General features: G+C 72.3%; 16 protein-coding genes and 1 tRNA gene. 9 read left to right on the top strand and 8 right to left on the bottom strand.

The features are described 5' to 3' along the window. Window positions 1-48: 48 nt before the first annotated feature. The 3 genes from aspA to ACOQFB_RS10780 are packed head-to-tail and all read left to right on the top strand — an operon-like array spanning window position 49 to window position 3,943. The gene (aspA, locus tag ACOQFB_RS10790; protein ID WP_421610256.1) at window positions 49-1,497 is read left to right on the top strand and encodes an aspartate ammonia-lyase; all 1,449 of its coding nucleotides are present in this window, start codon (window positions 49-51) and stop codon (window positions 1,495-1,497) included. A gap of 12 nt (window positions 1,498-1,509) precedes the next feature. Continuing rightward, window positions 1,510-2,871: an anaerobic C4-dicarboxylate transporter family protein gene (locus tag ACOQFB_RS10785; protein ID WP_059436272.1), complete on the top strand. Its 1,362-nt coding sequence runs from the start codon at window positions 1,510-1,512 to the stop codon at window positions 2,869-2,871. Between the two features lie 37 nt (window positions 2,872-2,908). Further along, window positions 2,909-3,943, top strand: a complete 1,035-nt coding sequence (locus ACOQFB_RS10780; protein WP_421610255.1) for a porin — start codon at window positions 2,909-2,911, stop codon at window positions 3,941-3,943. 115 nt (window positions 3,944-4,058) lie between these two features. Here ACOQFB_RS10780 and ACOQFB_RS10775 read toward each other — a convergent pair whose 3' ends face one another. Together ACOQFB_RS10775 and ACOQFB_RS10770 are read right to left on the bottom strand one after the other, a co-directional pair. Beyond that, the gene (locus ACOQFB_RS10775; RefSeq protein WP_059436270.1) at window positions 4,059-4,460 is read right to left on the bottom strand and encodes a group I truncated hemoglobin; all 402 of its coding nucleotides are present in this window, start codon (window positions 4,458-4,460) and stop codon (window positions 4,059-4,061) included. Window positions 4,461-4,582: 122 nt separating this feature from the next. Further along, window positions 4,583-5,041 (bottom strand): GNAT family N-acetyltransferase, encoded by a 459-nt coding sequence (locus tag ACOQFB_RS10770; RefSeq protein ID WP_421610254.1) that lies wholly within the window; start codon window positions 5,039-5,041, stop codon window positions 4,583-4,585. A gap of 471 nt (window positions 5,042-5,512) precedes the next feature. Between ACOQFB_RS10770 and ACOQFB_RS10765 the strand changes: the two genes are divergently transcribed. From ACOQFB_RS10765 to istB, 3 genes are all read left to right on the top strand, one after another. Continuing rightward, the gene (locus ACOQFB_RS10765) at window positions 5,513-5,794 is read left to right on the top strand and encodes a hypothetical protein (protein WP_421610253.1); all 282 of its coding nucleotides are present in this window, start codon (window positions 5,513-5,515) and stop codon (window positions 5,792-5,794) included. Window positions 5,795-6,373: 579 nt separating this feature from the next. Beyond that, complete coding sequence (gene istA, locus ACOQFB_RS10760; protein WP_421610316.1) at window positions 6,374-7,606, top strand: IS21 family transposase; 1,233 nt, start codon at window positions 6,374-6,376, stop codon at window positions 7,604-7,606. Beyond that, window positions 7,603-8,385 carry an IS21-like element ISAnsp4 family helper ATPase IstB gene (gene istB, locus ACOQFB_RS10755; protein WP_421610252.1) on the top strand — a complete coding sequence of 261 codons (783 nt, stop codon included), beginning with the start codon at window positions 7,603-7,605 and terminating at the stop codon, window positions 8,383-8,385. The genes istA and istB overlap by 4 nt, the downstream gene beginning before the upstream one ends. A gap of 169 nt (window positions 8,386-8,554) precedes the next feature. On the opposite strand, the gene ACOQFB_RS10750 is transcribed toward istB, so the two are convergent. From ACOQFB_RS10750 to ACOQFB_RS10735, 4 genes are all read right to left on the bottom strand, one after another. Beyond that, window positions 8,555-8,803 carry a hypothetical protein gene (locus ACOQFB_RS10750; protein WP_421610251.1) on the bottom strand — a complete coding sequence of 83 codons (249 nt, stop codon included), beginning with the start codon at window positions 8,801-8,803 and terminating at the stop codon, window positions 8,555-8,557. Window positions 8,804-8,972: 169 nt separating this feature from the next. Beyond that, window positions 8,973-9,446: an RES family NAD+ phosphorylase gene (locus ACOQFB_RS10745; protein ID WP_421610250.1), complete on the bottom strand. Its 474-nt coding sequence runs from the start codon at window positions 9,444-9,446 to the stop codon at window positions 8,973-8,975. Between the two features lies 1 nt (window position 9,447). Further along, window positions 9,448-9,978 (bottom strand): Xre family toxin-antitoxin system antitoxin, encoded by a 531-nt coding sequence (locus ACOQFB_RS10740; protein ID WP_059436264.1) that lies wholly within the window; start codon window positions 9,976-9,978, stop codon window positions 9,448-9,450. 129 nt (window positions 9,979-10,107) lie between these two features. Further along, window positions 10,108-10,629, bottom strand: a complete 522-nt coding sequence (locus tag ACOQFB_RS10735; protein ID WP_059436263.1) for an NAD(P)H-dependent oxidoreductase — start codon at window positions 10,627-10,629, stop codon at window positions 10,108-10,110. Between the two features lie 290 nt (window positions 10,630-10,919). Between ACOQFB_RS10735 and ACOQFB_RS10730 the strand changes: the two genes are divergently transcribed. Both ACOQFB_RS10730 and ACOQFB_RS10725 read left to right on the top strand, forming a co-directional pair. Then, window positions 10,920-11,378 carry a DUF305 domain-containing protein gene (locus tag ACOQFB_RS10730; RefSeq protein ID WP_421610249.1) on the top strand — a complete coding sequence of 153 codons (459 nt, stop codon included), beginning with the start codon at window positions 10,920-10,922 and terminating at the stop codon, window positions 11,376-11,378. A gap of 83 nt (window positions 11,379-11,461) precedes the next feature. Further along, window positions 11,462-12,055, top strand: coding sequence for a DMP19 family protein (locus tag ACOQFB_RS10725; RefSeq protein ID WP_421610248.1), 594 nt, complete (start codon window positions 11,462-11,464; stop codon window positions 12,053-12,055). Between the two features lie 104 nt (window positions 12,056-12,159). On the opposite strand, the gene ACOQFB_RS10720 is transcribed toward ACOQFB_RS10725, so the two are convergent. After that, complete coding sequence (locus tag ACOQFB_RS10720) at window positions 12,160-12,477, bottom strand: CPCC family cysteine-rich protein (RefSeq protein WP_421610247.1); 318 nt, start codon at window positions 12,475-12,477, stop codon at window positions 12,160-12,162. 100 nt (window positions 12,478-12,577) lie between these two features. Beyond that, a tRNA-Thr gene (locus ACOQFB_RS10715) sits at window positions 12,578-12,650 on the bottom strand. A 111-nt stretch (window positions 12,651-12,761) separates the two neighbouring features. Between ACOQFB_RS10715 and ACOQFB_RS10710 the strand changes: the two genes are divergently transcribed. Next, a complete protein-coding gene (locus ACOQFB_RS10710) occupies window positions 12,762-13,100 on the top strand; it encodes a translation initiation factor IF-2 (protein WP_421610246.1) in 339 nt (112 codons plus the stop codon). Window positions 13,101-13,112 lie beyond the last annotated feature (12 nt).

The following is a 13,112-nucleotide window of genomic DNA, read 5'->3' as shown; positions in this document are numbered from 1 at the left end:
TGCCATCCAGACGCTCCGAGAGCCGCCCGGAGGCGGCGAGGAGACGGCATGACGACGAGGACGAGGCTGGAGCACGACTTCCTGGGCGAGCGCGAGATCCCGGACGATCGCTACTACGGGGTCCAGACGCTGCGCGCGCTCGAGAACTTCCCCATCACCGGCGTGGCCATCTCCAGCGTGCCGGAGCTGGTGCGCGCGCTGGCGCAGGTGAAGAAGGCGGCCGCGCAGGCGAACGGCGAGCTGGGCGTCGTCCCGGCCGAGGTGGCGCGGGCGATCTGCGCGGCCTGCGACGAGATCGTCGCGGGCGAGCTGCACGACCAGTTCCCGGTGGACGTGATCCAGGGCGGCGCCGGCACCTCCACCAACATGAACGCGAACGAGGTGATCGCGAACCGCGCGCTCGAGCTCCTCGGCAAGCGCAAGGGCGAGTACCAGTTCGTCCACCCGAACAACCACGTCAACTGCTCGCAGTCCACCAACGACGCCTACCCGACGGCGTTCCGCATCGCGCTCCACGCCAAGCTCGGCCAGCTCGTCGCCGAGCTGCGGCGGCTGCAGCAGGCGTTCGCCGCCAAGGGCCGCGAGTTCGCCGACGTGCTGAAGATGGGCCGCACGCAGCTCCAGGACGCGGTCCCCATGTCGCTGGGCCAGGAGTTCGAGGCCTACGCGACCACGCTCGGCGAGGACGTGCAGCGGCTGGAGGAGGCGCGGGCCCTGGTGCTCGAGGTCAACATGGGCGCCACCGCCATCGGCACCGGCATCAACGCGCCCGCGGGCTACACCGAGCTCGTCACGCGCCGCCTCCGCGAGATCGTGGGCACCCCGCTCGTCTCGTCGGAGAACCTCATCGAGGCCACCTGGGACACCGGCGCCTACGTGCAGATCGCCGGCGTGCTGAAGCGGGTCGCGGTGAAGACCTCCAAGATCTGCAACGACCTCCGCCTGCTCTCCTCCGGTCCCCGCACCGGCCTGGGCGAGATCAACCTGCCGCCGCTCCAGCCCGGCTCCTCGATCATGCCGGGCAAGGTGAACCCGGTGATGCCGGAGGTGGTGAACCAGATCTGCTACTACGCCATCGGCGCGGACCTCACCGTCACGCTCGCGGCCGAGAACGGGCAGCTCGAGCTGAACGTGATGGAGCCGGTCATCGGCTACGGCCTGTTCACCGCGATCTCGTACATGGTGAACGGCTTCCGCGTCCTGCGCGAGAAGTGCGTGGACGGGATCACCGCGAACCGCGAGCGCTGCCGCGAGCTGGTGGTGAACAGCATCGGGATCGTCACCGCGCTCAACCCCATCATCGGCTACGAGGCCTCGGCCGCGGTCGCCCGCGAGGCGCTGGTCACCGGCCGCTCGGTGGCCGAGCTGGTGCTGGAGAAGCAGCTCGTGTCGAAGGAGCTGCTCGACGAGGTGCTCTCCACCGAGAACCTGCTCCGCCCGCGCTACATCAACCCGCACCTGCCCGCGGCCGCGTCGCGCCGGCAGCAGGTCGCGTAGGCGGAGGCCGCCATGATCTGGCTTCAGCTGGTGGTGGTCCTCGCCGCGATCTTCGTCGGCGCCCGGCTGGGCGGCATCGGCCTGGGCGTGATGGGCGGCCTGGGCCTGGGCGTCCTCACCTTCGTATTCCACCTGCAGCCCACCTCGCCGCCGATCGACGTGCTGCTCATGATCGCGGCGGTGGTCACCGCCGCCGGCGTGCTGCAGGCGGCGGGCGGGCTCGACTACCTGGTCTCGGTGGCGGAGCGCATCCTCCGCAGCAACCCGGACCGGATCACGTTCCTCGGGCCGCTCGTCACCTACGTCTTCACGCTGTTCGCCGGCACCGGCCACGTCGCCTACTCGGTGCTCCCGGTGATCTCCGAGGTGGCGCGCGAGACCGGCGTCCGGCCGGAGCGCCCCATGTCCATCTCGGTGATCGCCTCGCAGCAGGCCATCACCGCCAGCCCCATCTCCGCCGCCACCGTGGCGCTGCTGGGCATGCTCTCCACCGGCGCGGCCGGCGCCGCCTTCCACATCGAGCTCATCGACATCCTGAAGGTGTGCATCCCGTCCACGCTGCTCGGGGTGCTGGCGGCGGCCTTCGTCGCGAACCGCATGGGCAAGGACCTGGACCGGGATCCCGAGTACCAGGACCGCGTGGCGCGCGGGCTCGCCGCGCCCACCGGGCGCCAGGCGCTCGCGGGGGCCGACGGCGGCGCGCCGGTGCGCGTCGAGGCGCCGGTCACCGCGAAGATCGCGGTGGGGATCTTCCTCGCGGCGGCCCTCGCCGTGGTGCTGTTCGGCTCGTTCCCCGGGATGCGCCCGCAGTGGACCACCGCGAGCGGCGTCGCCAAGCTCGGCATGCCGCACACCATCGAGATGGTGATGCTCTCGGCGGCGGCGCTGATGCTGATGATCTGCCGGGTGGACGTCTCGAAGGTCGCGTCCGGCAGCGTGTTCGGGGCCGGCGTGCAGGCGGTGATCGCCATCTTCGGCATCGCGTGGATGGGCGACACCTTCTTCGCCGGCAACATGGAGGTGCTCGGCGGCAGCATCAAGGGCATGGTCACCGCCGCGCCCTGGCTGTTCGCGGCCGCGCTGTTCGCGCTCTCCGTGCTGCTCTACAGCCAGGCCGCCACCGTGCGCGCGCTCATGCCGCTCGGCATCGGCCTGGGGATCCCCGCGCCGGCGCTCATGGCGATGTTCCCCGCGGTGAACGGGTACTTCTTCATCCCCAACTACCCGACCATCGTCGCGGCGATCAACTTCGACCGCACCGGGACGACGCGCATCGGCAGGTGGGTGCTGAACCACAGCTTCATGGTCCCGGGCCTGATCTCGACCGTGGTCGCGATCGCCACCGGGCTCGTCATCGTCCGCTTCATGTACTGACCCGCACCCCGCACCGACATCAGAGAGAGAGGAAGCCATGAGACCGCTCGTCTCGGCAGCGCTCTTCGCCTGCCTCGTCGCCGCCCGCCCCGCCGTCGCGGAGCCGCCCGCCATCACCATCTACGGCAAGATGGACGTCGGCTACGCCCACGTGCAGGGCGCGAACGGCGCCGTCCCGCACCAGACCCCCACCGACCTGGTCGAGTCCGGCCAGCTCTCGGGCAGCCGGCTCGGCTTCAAGGCCACCGAGGACCTGGGCAACGGCGTCACCGCCCTGTTCCTGGTGGAGACCGGCGTCAGCCTCGACACCGGCACGTCCACCAGCGCGCAGTTCTGGGGCCGCCAGGCCTACGCCGGCCTGTCCGGCGCCTGGGGCAAGGTCACCGTGGGCCGCCACCAGACCCCCGGCTACTACGTGCAGTGCGACGTCGATCCGTTCGAGATCGGCACCGTCGGCAACATCGAGAACCTGCTCAAGCGGCAGTCGCGCACCGACAACTCCGTCCAGTACGTCACGCCCACCTTCGCCGGCCTGGAGCTGACCGCGCTGTGGGCCCAGAACCGCGCCGGCCCGGAGAGCGAGGGGAACGGCGACGACACCCCCGGCTTCTCCGCCGGACTGCGCTGGCGCCACGGCCCGGTGTTCGCCGCGGCCGCGTACTACCAGGACAAGAGCAAGGTCACCGACGTCATCACCCGCATCGGCAACGCCGGCGCGACCTGGGATCTCGGGGTGGTGAAGCTGCACGCCTCCGGCGGCTTCTACCGGCTGAGCGACGACACGGTGCAGCAGACCAGCGCGCTCGCCGGCCTGACGGTGCCCGTGCCGGTGCTCGGCGGCAGCGTCCGCGCGTCCTACTCGCAGATGTGGGAGGACGCCGCCGACGACGCCGGCGCCTCGAAGTACGCGCTCGGCTACATCCGTCCGCTGGCGAAGAAGACCGACGTGTACCTCGTGTTCGCGCACATCGAGAACGAGCGGAACGGCACCAAGACGTTCGACATCACCGACGCCATCGCGAAGGCGGGCGGGGTGGACGGCGTCTCGGCCGGCCTGCGGTACGCGTTCTAGCGGCGCGAGCGGTCGTCCCCGGTCCGGCAGCACCGCCTGTTCCGCCGAGAGGTGGGGCCTCGGAGCGGGGGAGGGCGCCTGGAATGGTCCAGGCGCCCTCTTTTCGTCTCGACGCTCAGATCCGCAGCACCTCGCCCTTCAGCGAGTACAGGATCGCCACCACCTCGTTGCGCTCGGGAGCGCCGATCCCGTTCCGCTCCAGGGCGAGCACGATGTCGTCGATCGCGGCGACGAGCTCCTGCTCGTTCACGTTCATGCCGGTGTGCGCCTCGCGCAGGTTCCGGCCGGTGTACGTCTGGGGACCGCCGCTCCCGGACGCGAAGAACTCCACCGTCACGCGCTTCAGGCGCGCCGCGGCCGCCGCCTCGTCGCCGCCGGACGCCTGGGCCCCGCGCGCGAGCGCGAGCCGGAAGCGCGTGCCGATGATGGGGTTCTTCAGGTGGAGGTCGAACACCTCGTTCACGATCTGCGCGATCTTCTCCTCGCCGCCGAGCCGCTCGTACAGGGACGTCGCCATGGCCATGCTCCTTTGCCGGCCTCGCCGGCCGAGGAGTCGTTTACGGGCGCGTGCAACCCGGAACCTTGCGCGCGCGTCCGCCATACTTGACCGCGGCGCCGCGGCCGCGCCGCGGCGGGCGCTCACGCGCCGGGGTCGGAGAGCTCCATGTAGCTCTCGGGGTCGCTCAGGGGAGTGAACCCGGACTTGAGATAGAGCCGCGGGTCGTGGGTCACGAGCAGCACGCGGTGCAGGCCCTGCAACGTCGGGTGCGCGAGGATGCAGCGCATCATCCAGGAGCCCAGGCCCTGGCCACGGTGCGCCGGCAGGATGAAGTCGTCGGTGACGAACGCGAACGTCGCGCCGTCGGTGACCACGCGCGCGAACCCGACCTGCCGGTCGCCGTCGTACACGCCGAAGCAGAGCGAGCGTTCCACGGCGCGCTCCAGCACCTCGCGCCGCATGCCGAGCGTGTCCCAGAACTCGGTGGAGAGGAACCGGTGGACGAGGTCCAGGTCGAGGCGGTCCCGGCGCGTGCTGAGCTCGTAGGCGCCGCGGCGCAGCTCGGGGCCGCCGGTCGTCGCCTCGTTCGAAGGGAGCATGGCGTCGCCTCCTCGACCGATTCGTCACGGCAGCCCGGCGCCCGGGCAAGCGCCATCCGGGGCGCTCGCTTCCCCATGTTTCCGCCTACGCGTTCCGTGAACCGGGTCCATGCATACACGAGCCGGTCCTCGCCCTGGGAGGAAGCCATGAGGGGTTCGCTCGCGTTGGCGCTCGTCGTGATGCTCGGGTGCGGGGGAGGCGATCCGTCGCCCGCGCCCGAGCCCCAGCCTCAGCCGCAGCCCGATCCGCAGCCCCCGGCGCCGCAGCCGGACCCGCAGCCGGCGCCGCCACCGCAACCGGCGCCGGTGCCGCAGCCTCAGCCCGATCCGCAGCCGCCGGCTCCGCCGGAGCCTCAGCCCCAGCCGCAGCCGACCGCGTGCTTCCTCGAGGAGGGAGGGCACGGCGAGTGGCTCTACCACTTCACCCGGTTCGAGGGGGACTGCGGCCCGGGCACGGACTTTTCGAGCAACATGGCGCCCGGCACCTCGTTCTGGCCGTCGGGGCCGATCGACACCTCGCCCTACACGGAATGTCAGACGCTCTCGAACGTGGTCTCGTCCGACCGCTGCCAGAAGAACATCAGCCGGCGGTGCCTCACCGGCGGCGGCGACGTCACGCTCCACCTGGTCGAGGAGTTCCACCAGGAGTCCGCCACGCGCATCACCTTCGCGATCGACTTCCGGCGCGACCCCATGGGCGAGCGCGTGGTCGGGTGCTCCGGCCAGTACTACGGGACGATCACGAAGGAGTGAGGCGGGGAAGCTGGCGGCGGCCGCTGGCGCCTGCACGGGCGCTCGGGGTCTCGTCCCAGGGCGGGCGGCGCTCGGGTCGCGGGCGTGATAGATGTCAGGGCGGTACGAGTCTCCGGCGCTCCGACCCGCAGCAGTGGCGCAGCGGCTGCTCGGTCCCCGTCCGCAACGAACGAACGCGCGCGTCCACCGGCGGTGGGCGCTCGCGGTCATCCCGCCTCTGCGCGGGGTGACGACCTCGCACGCACAGGAGTCGAGACGATGGGCAAGGGACGCTGGATGGACGTGCTCCGGGAGCGGCTTTCTCTGCTCGTGCCGGAGTGGCGCGGGTGGGGGCGGCTCGTCTGGTGCATCCGTCAGCAGCGCGCCCTGGTCGGCTCGGGCGGAAGGGTCGTCTGGGTTCGGGGGGCGGAGCTGGCGTGGGCGACGTGGGGCGCCCGTCACGGGCTCTTCGCGATTGTAGAGCGACAGGATAACTGACCCCCTCGCGACACTAATTCTGACCCCCTCCGCCCCTCGACCGAGGAGGCGGAGATGGGCAGCGAAGTGGCGGCTGTGGCACCCCCGATCGCGGAGGTGCCGATGGTCGAAGCGGAGGCGGTGCGGGAGATGCGCGAGCTCGCGGCGCGAGGCTGGGGAGCGAAGCGGATCGCCCGCGAGCTGGGGCTGGCGCGCAACACGGTGCGCCGCTACCTGCGCGGTGGGCCGGCGGCGGAGGTCCAGGAGCGGCCCACGGCTCGACGCCTCGATGGCACGTCGCGGCTCGAGGCTGTCGCGTTGTTCGACGGCGTCGCGGAGGGCAACGCGGTCGTCGTCGCCGAGATGCTCGCGCAGCGTGGGATCGAGGCGAGCGTCAGGACCGTGCAGCGGGCCGTCGCCGAGCGCCGACGCGAGCAGGTCACCGCCGCGCTCGCAACGGTGCGGTTCGAGACGGCGCCTGGCCGGCAGATGCAGATCGACTTCGGCGAGCGCCGAGTCTGGATCGCCGGCGAGCAGGTGACGGTGCACTTCCTCGCCGCGCTGCTGAGCTACTCGCGGCGGATCTTCGTGAAGGCGTTCCTCCACGAGCGCCAGTGCGAGTGGCTCGACGGGATCGCCTCCGCCTTCCGCCACTTCGGCGGCGTGCCGGCCGAGGTGCTCGGGGACAATTCGCGGTGCCTCGTCATCGGGCGCAACCGCGAGGCGCAGACCGTCACGTTCCGCCCGGCGTACCTCGCGTTCTGCCGTGACTGGGAGGTTCAGCCGCGCGCGTGCCAGCCGTACCGGGCGCGCACCAAGGGCAAGACCGAGTCCGGCGTGAAGTACGTGAAGCGCAACGGCATCGCGGGCCGGCGGTTCGAGTCCTTCGGGCACCTCGAGGCGCACCTCGCGGAGTGGCAACTGGGCGCGGATCAGCGCGTCCACGGCACGACGCATGAGCGCCCTGCAGAGCGCTTTGAGCGTGAGGAGCGCGCCGCGCTGCGGCCACTCCCCGCGAGACCGCTCCCGACTCACGGCCGCCGGCTGCAGCGGCGCGTCGCGAACGACGCGCTCGTGGACATCGACACGGTCCGCTACAGCGTTCCGCACCGGCTCGTTCGCGACCACGTCGAGGCGCTCGTCACGCCGACGGAGGTGCGGATCTTCCACGGCCAGGATCTCGTCGCCGTGCACGCGCGCTCGTTCGAGCCGCACGCGCACGTGATCGACCCGGCTCACTTCGAGGGTCTGTGGAAGCGGACGCCGGTCGAGAACGTCGTCCCGATGGCCCAGCCGCTCGCCGCGCTGGGGCGCAGCCTCGATGATTACGCGGCCGTGATCGGCGGTGCCGCGTGAGCGTGGAGATCGTGCGCGCCCGCGTGCTCGAACACCTCGGTCGCCTGCGGCTCGGCCGCATCGCCGAGCAGCTCGACGCGCTCCTCTCGGCGGCTGCCCGCGGTGAACCGACCTACCTCGACTTCCTCGACACGATCCTGCGCGAGGAGGTTGGGGCGAAGCAGCGCAAGCGGGTGGCGATGGGGATCCAGATCGCCCACTTCCCCACCGTGAAGACGCTCGACGACTTCGACTTCAAGTTCCAGCCGAGCGTCGATCAGAAGCTCGTCCGCGAGCTCGCGGTCGGGCGCTACATCGCCCAAGCGGAGAACGTCCTCGTCTTCGGCCCGCCGGGCGTGGGCAAGACCCACCTCGCCATCGCGCTCGGCCGCGCCGCCGTCGAGGCCGGCTACAGCGTGCTGTTCACGAGCGCCACCGCGCTCCTCGGCGCGCTTTCGAAGGCCGAGACCGAGGGACAGCTCGGCGAAAGGCTCGCGTTCTACAGCAAGCCGAAGCTCCTCATCGTGGACGAGCTCGGCTACCTGCCGTTCGAGAAGCGGAGCGCGCACCTGTTCTTCCAGCTCGTGGCGCGGCGGTACGAGAAGGGCTCTATGCTGATCACCACGAACCAGGTGGTGACACAGTGGGGGACCGTCTTCGGGGACGAGGTCCTCGCCGCGGCGATCCTCGACCGGCTCCTCCACCACAGCTTCACGCTGATGATCCAGGGCGAGAGCTACCGACTGAAGCAGAAGCGCAAGACGGGCCTGCTGGGCAGGTCCGAGAAGCAGGCGAACTGACCGGGACGGAGGGGGTCAGTTTTAGTGACGTATGGGGGTCAGTTCTTCCTGTCGTTTGACAGCGATCGAGCAGATGGACGGGCTCCCGTACCTGCAGCCTGCCGCTCCGGCGAACGACGCCGGGCCGGCGCGCTAGCCGTCGCGGAGCACGATGACGCGGGGCGCGATGTCAGTCCTCGGACTCGTCCGCGCGCGGGTTGCCCGCGTGCGCGGCACGTCGCGTGTCGTCCGCGAGCAGCCGCAGGCAGGAGGTGCACGTGACGCGCAGCGGCCGGTCGGGCGGCGCGACGACGGCGTCCGCGCCGCAGAGCGGCCGGCCGCCGGGGGTCGAGAGCTCGTGGATGACGGGCGAGGCGCGCTCCGCCACGGCCGGGCGTCGCGGCTCCGTGTCGCGTGACCGGCCGTCGGGTTCGTGCATGAACGTTCCTCCATCGATGTGAGGCGCTCGCCGTCGGCCGCGGACGCAGCGGTCCGTGCCTGCCCGGCGACGCAGGGCGGAGGCAGGACCTAACCGCGGCGACGACCGCGCGCCGCGCCGGCATCGAGCCGGTGTGGGTGCGGCGCGGGAGTCGAGCGGTTGCCGGCCCCTACCGGACGAGCCTGGGATCGAACGAGAACGGCTCGGGCGCGCCGTAGGCGACCCGCGCCGCGTCGCGGTGGGCGGGGTTGAGCAGCACGTTCCGCTCGGAGGGGATCACCGCCGAGCGCACCAGCAGGATCGCCGTGCGCCGCTCCGCGATCCAGCGGTCGCCGAACGTCGCGAGCGCCGCCGGCGCCGGGCTGTGGCGCCAGCCGCGGACGTAGACCGAGGGCGGGGCGGTCTCGACCGCGAGGTCGTCCGGCCAGGTCGCCCGGCAGGCGGCGAGCGGCGCGCCGGCGAGGAGGCGCTGGTCGGCGTGGGTGAGCAGCTCGAGCGCGGCGAGGGAGAGCGTCGCGCTCGCGTACGACACGGCCACGCCCTTCGAGTTCCAGCGGCCGCCGTACAGGCGCGCGCCCTCGCCGGAGAAGGCGCGCCGGCCGTCCGGCGCGTGGCGCGCGAAGGTGATGCGCCAGGCGTCCACGTCAGGAGAGGACGCCGTGCTCGAGGCGGCCCAGCTCGTCCATCACCGCGGTGAAGCCGTCGGCGGTGTCGAGCAGGGTGATGGGGATCTCGCCGCCGAGGGCGCGGCAGGGCGCGCGCACCCAGCCGCGGCCGTGCACCTCGCCGAGCAGGTCCTCCGCCTTCGCGAGCACCCGCGCCGCCCGGACCGCGCGCTCGCTCTCCTCGGGCGTGAGCGGCTCGCCCTTCTCGAGGCGCCGGTGCACCGTCCGCACCGGGAGGCGCAGGCTCACGGCGAGGTCCTTCACCGACATGTCGAGCGACGACGCGAGCGTCTGGGTCGAGCGGGCCGGCAGGCCGGCGCGGATGAGGCCGGTCCAGCGGAGGTCGCCGGGCGCGAGCCGCGCCTTCGCCGCGCCCTTCGCGGCCGGGCGGGAGCCCTTCGCGGGCGCGGTGGAGCGCGCCGCGCCCGCCTTCCGCGCCGTCGGCGCACGCCCTCGCAGGAGCGCCCGGCCGCCCAGGATCTCGATCGCCTTCGCCTCGCCCTCTGCCATGTGGCAGATATATCGCGCCAGATGGCGCCGCGCCAGGCGGGCTCCGGCGCAGCGCCCGGGCGCCCGGGCGGCGCGCTCGCGGCCGCCTCGACCTCGGGGCGCCGCGCGCACCGCTCCGGCGCTGGCGCGTCAGGCGGCACGCGCCCTGCGGCGGCGGGAGGGCCTGCGCGCCCGCACCAGGACCGCGGTCGCGAGGCGGGCGATCTCCTGTCGCGGCGCGGCGCCGGCGGCGACGCGCTCGGTGACCGCGAGCGTGGCGATCGGCGCCCGGCCCGCGACCGAGGCCATCTGCGCGAAGGCGCGGTCCGCCCCGTGGCCGCCCATCGTGGCCGCGAACGCCACCGGCGGGAGCCGCTCGCGCTCGAGCCAGAGGTATGTCCGCACCGGCGAGCTCACCGAGTAGGCCCAGACCGGCGTCGCGACCACCACCGCGTCGTAGGTCGCCGGGTCGTGGCGCGGATGCTGGAGCGGCACGAGCACGCCCGAGAGCGCCTCCGCGCCGCTGCGGAGGAACCCGAGCACGCCGGCCCGGTCGGTCGGATCGTGCAGCGGCTCGAGGTCCGCCTCCAGCGCGGCCGCGATCGCGCGCGCGATCCGCCGGGTGTGCCCCGAGCGCGAGTAGTAGGCGACGAGCACCTTCGGGCGATCCATGGTGGTCCCCTCCCGCGCCAGTCTCGCGCCGCGGGGCCGGCACGGTGGGGTCGCGAGCGGGCAGGGGGCCCGGTCGTGCGGGGTGGCCCGAAGGCCGGCGGCGGGATGACGCCGCGTCGAACCGCCGATGACCGCCATGTGCCGCGAGGAGCACGGATCGACAGGCCGTGAACCAGGCGCCGCCCCGGCGGCGGGGCAGGCAGCGCAACTCACCCCGTGTCCAGACTGAAGCGAGGCGCGGGCAGCGGCCGCGTCGGGGCGACTGCTGCAGGGTTCGCGGGGGAGCGTGGATGAAGGGGAGCTATGGCAGGTTCGCCGCCATGATCGCCACCTCGACGGTGGTCATGCTGGCGCTCATGTACCTGAACACGTACGAGCCGGACCACGTCTACTTCAGCGAGACCCGCACCTACATGGCGCTGATCATGGGCGCGGCGATGGCGGTCGTGATGCTCGCGTTCATGAGGGGCATGTACGGGAAGACGGCGTGGAACGCGGCGATCGTGGCGTTCGCCGTCGCCGTGTTCGGCCTCGCGCTCTATCTCGTCCGCTCCCAGGCGACCGTCGAGGACGTCTCCTGGATGAAGGCCATGATCCCGCACCACTCGATCGCGATCCTGACGAGCGAGCGCGCGCGGATCACCGACCCGCGCGTCCGGAAGCTCGCGGATGAGATCATCGAGTCGCAGCGGCGCGAGATCGGCGAGATGAAGGCGCTCGTCGAGGAGCTGGAGCGGAAGGGACGCTGAGCCGGACGCGGCCCCGCCCCTGGACACCGCGGGCGAGCTTGACGCGGGCGTCCCGACCCAACACCCTCGGTGCGGGAGGCCGCATGCGCCGGACAGCTGGGGTCGTGCTCGCGATTGCGTTCGGGGTCGGGTTGCTGGGCATGGTCGAGCACCGGCTCGGCGGCGACCGGGCTCACGCCGCCACCGCGAGGGGCTCGAATGCGGCGCGGCCGCCGCCCAGGTCGCTGGACGACATCTTCCGGCTTCGGGGTGAAGACTTCCTCGCCGCGCTGACGGAGCGAACGTCCCTGCGCGCGGACCGCGTCGGATTCGACGAGCTGAGCCCGAGCGAGGCAGCGCTCCTCGACGTCTGGGCGCTCGAGGCCGAGGTGAACAACGGTGGCTTCGATCAGTACTTCTTCAACTCGTCGGGCGACCGGGCCCGCGGTGCGCTGGCGGGCCTGGAGCTGATCGGCGCCGGCAAGACGGCCGCCATCGTGCGGCGGGCGCTGGCGGTCTTCGGTCGTCAGGGCCCCGCGCCGTCGCGAGCGGCGCGCTGGGAGCAGATGGACAGGTGGGAGCCCGAGGTCGAAGCGACGCTGGACGCGCTCGATACCGAGTTCTACGCGTACCCCGAGCCGCTCGCCGAGCTCATGGAACGACACTGCCGTGCGCACCGGGAGGCGTTCGCGCGGTGAGGGCGGCGGAGCCGGTCGAGGGGGGCCGGGCGTACGACCGTACCTCGAGGACGTACTGAGGCGGTCGCGGCCGGCCATGACAGGCCGGGGCCCGCACGCGGCCATCACGGCTCGCGGTCGGTCCGATCGACGACGCGGCCATCCTCGAGCACGAATGCGCGAACCCGTCTGTCCGTCGGCGACGGAGCTCGGACGTGCGGCCGATTCTCGAGCTCGGCGACCCCGATCCGAAGGAAGTTGAGGCGGGCTGCCGTCAGGCTGACCCGGTTCGGCCCGCCGCGCTCGTCATCGGCGTCGTCGTCGTCCTGCCCGTCGTCTTCCCAGAAGCAGATCGGACAGATCTCGTCGCTCCCACGGCTGGAGAGCGTCGCGTATCCGCAGCAAGGGCACGGGAGCAGCGGCTCGGCGTCGTCGGATGCCATCGCGGGGAAGGCTACTGCGGGATCCGGCCGGGGCCTCGCTCGAAGAGGAAGCGGGCGCCCGGGTTAGTCCCAAGCGCCCGCAACAATTTCGGTTTCTGAGAGCCGACACCCAGACTTGAACTGGGGACCTGCTGATTACGAATCAGCTGCTCTACCAGCTGAGCTATGTCGGCGGCCCTGCTGAAGCGCGCGTTTTCTAGCATCGCCCACGGCGGGCCGCAAGGGCTCGCAGGCCTGGGCCGCGGGCGGTCGCGCGGGGGCGGGGGCGCGCCTAGCTTCCGTCCATGGCGGTGAAGAATCGGCCGGGGGCGGCGAAGCAGGCGCTGGCGCAGCAGCGCGCGGAGGTGCGGCGTTCCGCACCGGGCAAGCGCTTCGTGGGCGACGCGGCGGCCCAGTCGCGGGAGGCCCGGGAGGCGGAGCGGGATCGGGTCGAGCAGCTGGCGGCCGAGGACGCGATCGAGCGGGCCGAGACGGCCGAGCGGGAGCGCCTGGAGGAGATCCACGAGGAGGCGCTCTCCGACATCCTCTCCGACCTGGTCCGCGACACCTGGCAGCTCGCCCGCACACTCGTCTCGGCGCCGTTCCGCATCGTCCGGGCCATCCGGACGCCGCGCACGGCCTGACCCATCCGCGAC

Source organism: Anaeromyxobacter sp. Red801 (assembly GCF_049201065.2).
Classification (GTDB): Bacteria; Myxococcota; Myxococcia; order Myxococcales; family Anaeromyxobacteraceae; genus Anaeromyxobacter.
Note: the sequence above shows the minus strand (reverse complement) of the source record. Positions and strands in the feature narration are given on the sequence as shown.

What these genes read in the sequence shown, in the direction of transcription:
- ACOQFB_RS10725 (WP_421610248.1), top strand. Translation starts at nt 11,462, where the DNA reads ATGCGCCGGACAGCTGGGGTCGTGCTCGCGATTGCGTTCGGGGTCGGG.
- ACOQFB_RS10735 (WP_059436263.1), bottom strand. Translation starts at nt 10,629, where the DNA reads ATGGATCGCCCGAAGGTGCTCGTCGCCTACTACTCGCGCTCGGGGCAC.
- ACOQFB_RS10775 (WP_059436270.1), bottom strand. Translation starts at nt 4,460, where the DNA reads ATGGCGACGTCCCTGTACGAGCGGCTCGGCGGCGAGGAGAAGATCGCG.
- ACOQFB_RS10770 (WP_421610254.1), bottom strand. Translation starts at nt 5,041, where the DNA reads ATGCTCCCTTCGAACGAGGCGACGACCGGCGGCCCCGAGCTGCGCCGC.
- ACOQFB_RS10740 (WP_059436264.1), bottom strand. Translation starts at nt 9,978, where the DNA reads ATGGCAGAGGGCGAGGCGAAGGCGATCGAGATCCTGGGCGGCCGGGCG.
- ACOQFB_RS10730 (WP_421610249.1), top strand. Translation starts at nt 10,920, where the DNA reads ATGAAGGGGAGCTATGGCAGGTTCGCCGCCATGATCGCCACCTCGACG.
- aspA (WP_421610256.1), top strand. Translation starts at nt 49, where the DNA reads ATGACGACGAGGACGAGGCTGGAGCACGACTTCCTGGGCGAGCGCGAG.
- ACOQFB_RS10785 (WP_059436272.1), top strand. Translation starts at nt 1,510, where the DNA reads ATGATCTGGCTTCAGCTGGTGGTGGTCCTCGCCGCGATCTTCGTCGGC.
- ACOQFB_RS10780 (WP_421610255.1), top strand. Translation starts at nt 2,909, where the DNA reads ATGAGACCGCTCGTCTCGGCAGCGCTCTTCGCCTGCCTCGTCGCCGCC.
- istA (WP_421610316.1), top strand. Translation starts at nt 6,374, where the DNA reads ATGGTCGAAGCGGAGGCGGTGCGGGAGATGCGCGAGCTCGCGGCGCGA.
- ACOQFB_RS10710 (WP_421610246.1), top strand. Translation starts at nt 12,762, where the DNA reads ATGGCGGTGAAGAATCGGCCGGGGGCGGCGAAGCAGGCGCTGGCGCAG.
- ACOQFB_RS10750 (WP_421610251.1), bottom strand. Translation starts at nt 8,803, where the DNA reads ATGCACGAACCCGACGGCCGGTCACGCGACACGGAGCCGCGACGCCCG.
- ACOQFB_RS10720 (WP_421610247.1), bottom strand. Translation starts at nt 12,477, where the DNA reads ATGGCATCCGACGACGCCGAGCCGCTGCTCCCGTGCCCTTGCTGCGGA.
- ACOQFB_RS10765 (WP_421610253.1), top strand. Translation starts at nt 5,513, where the DNA reads ATGGCGCCCGGCACCTCGTTCTGGCCGTCGGGGCCGATCGACACCTCG.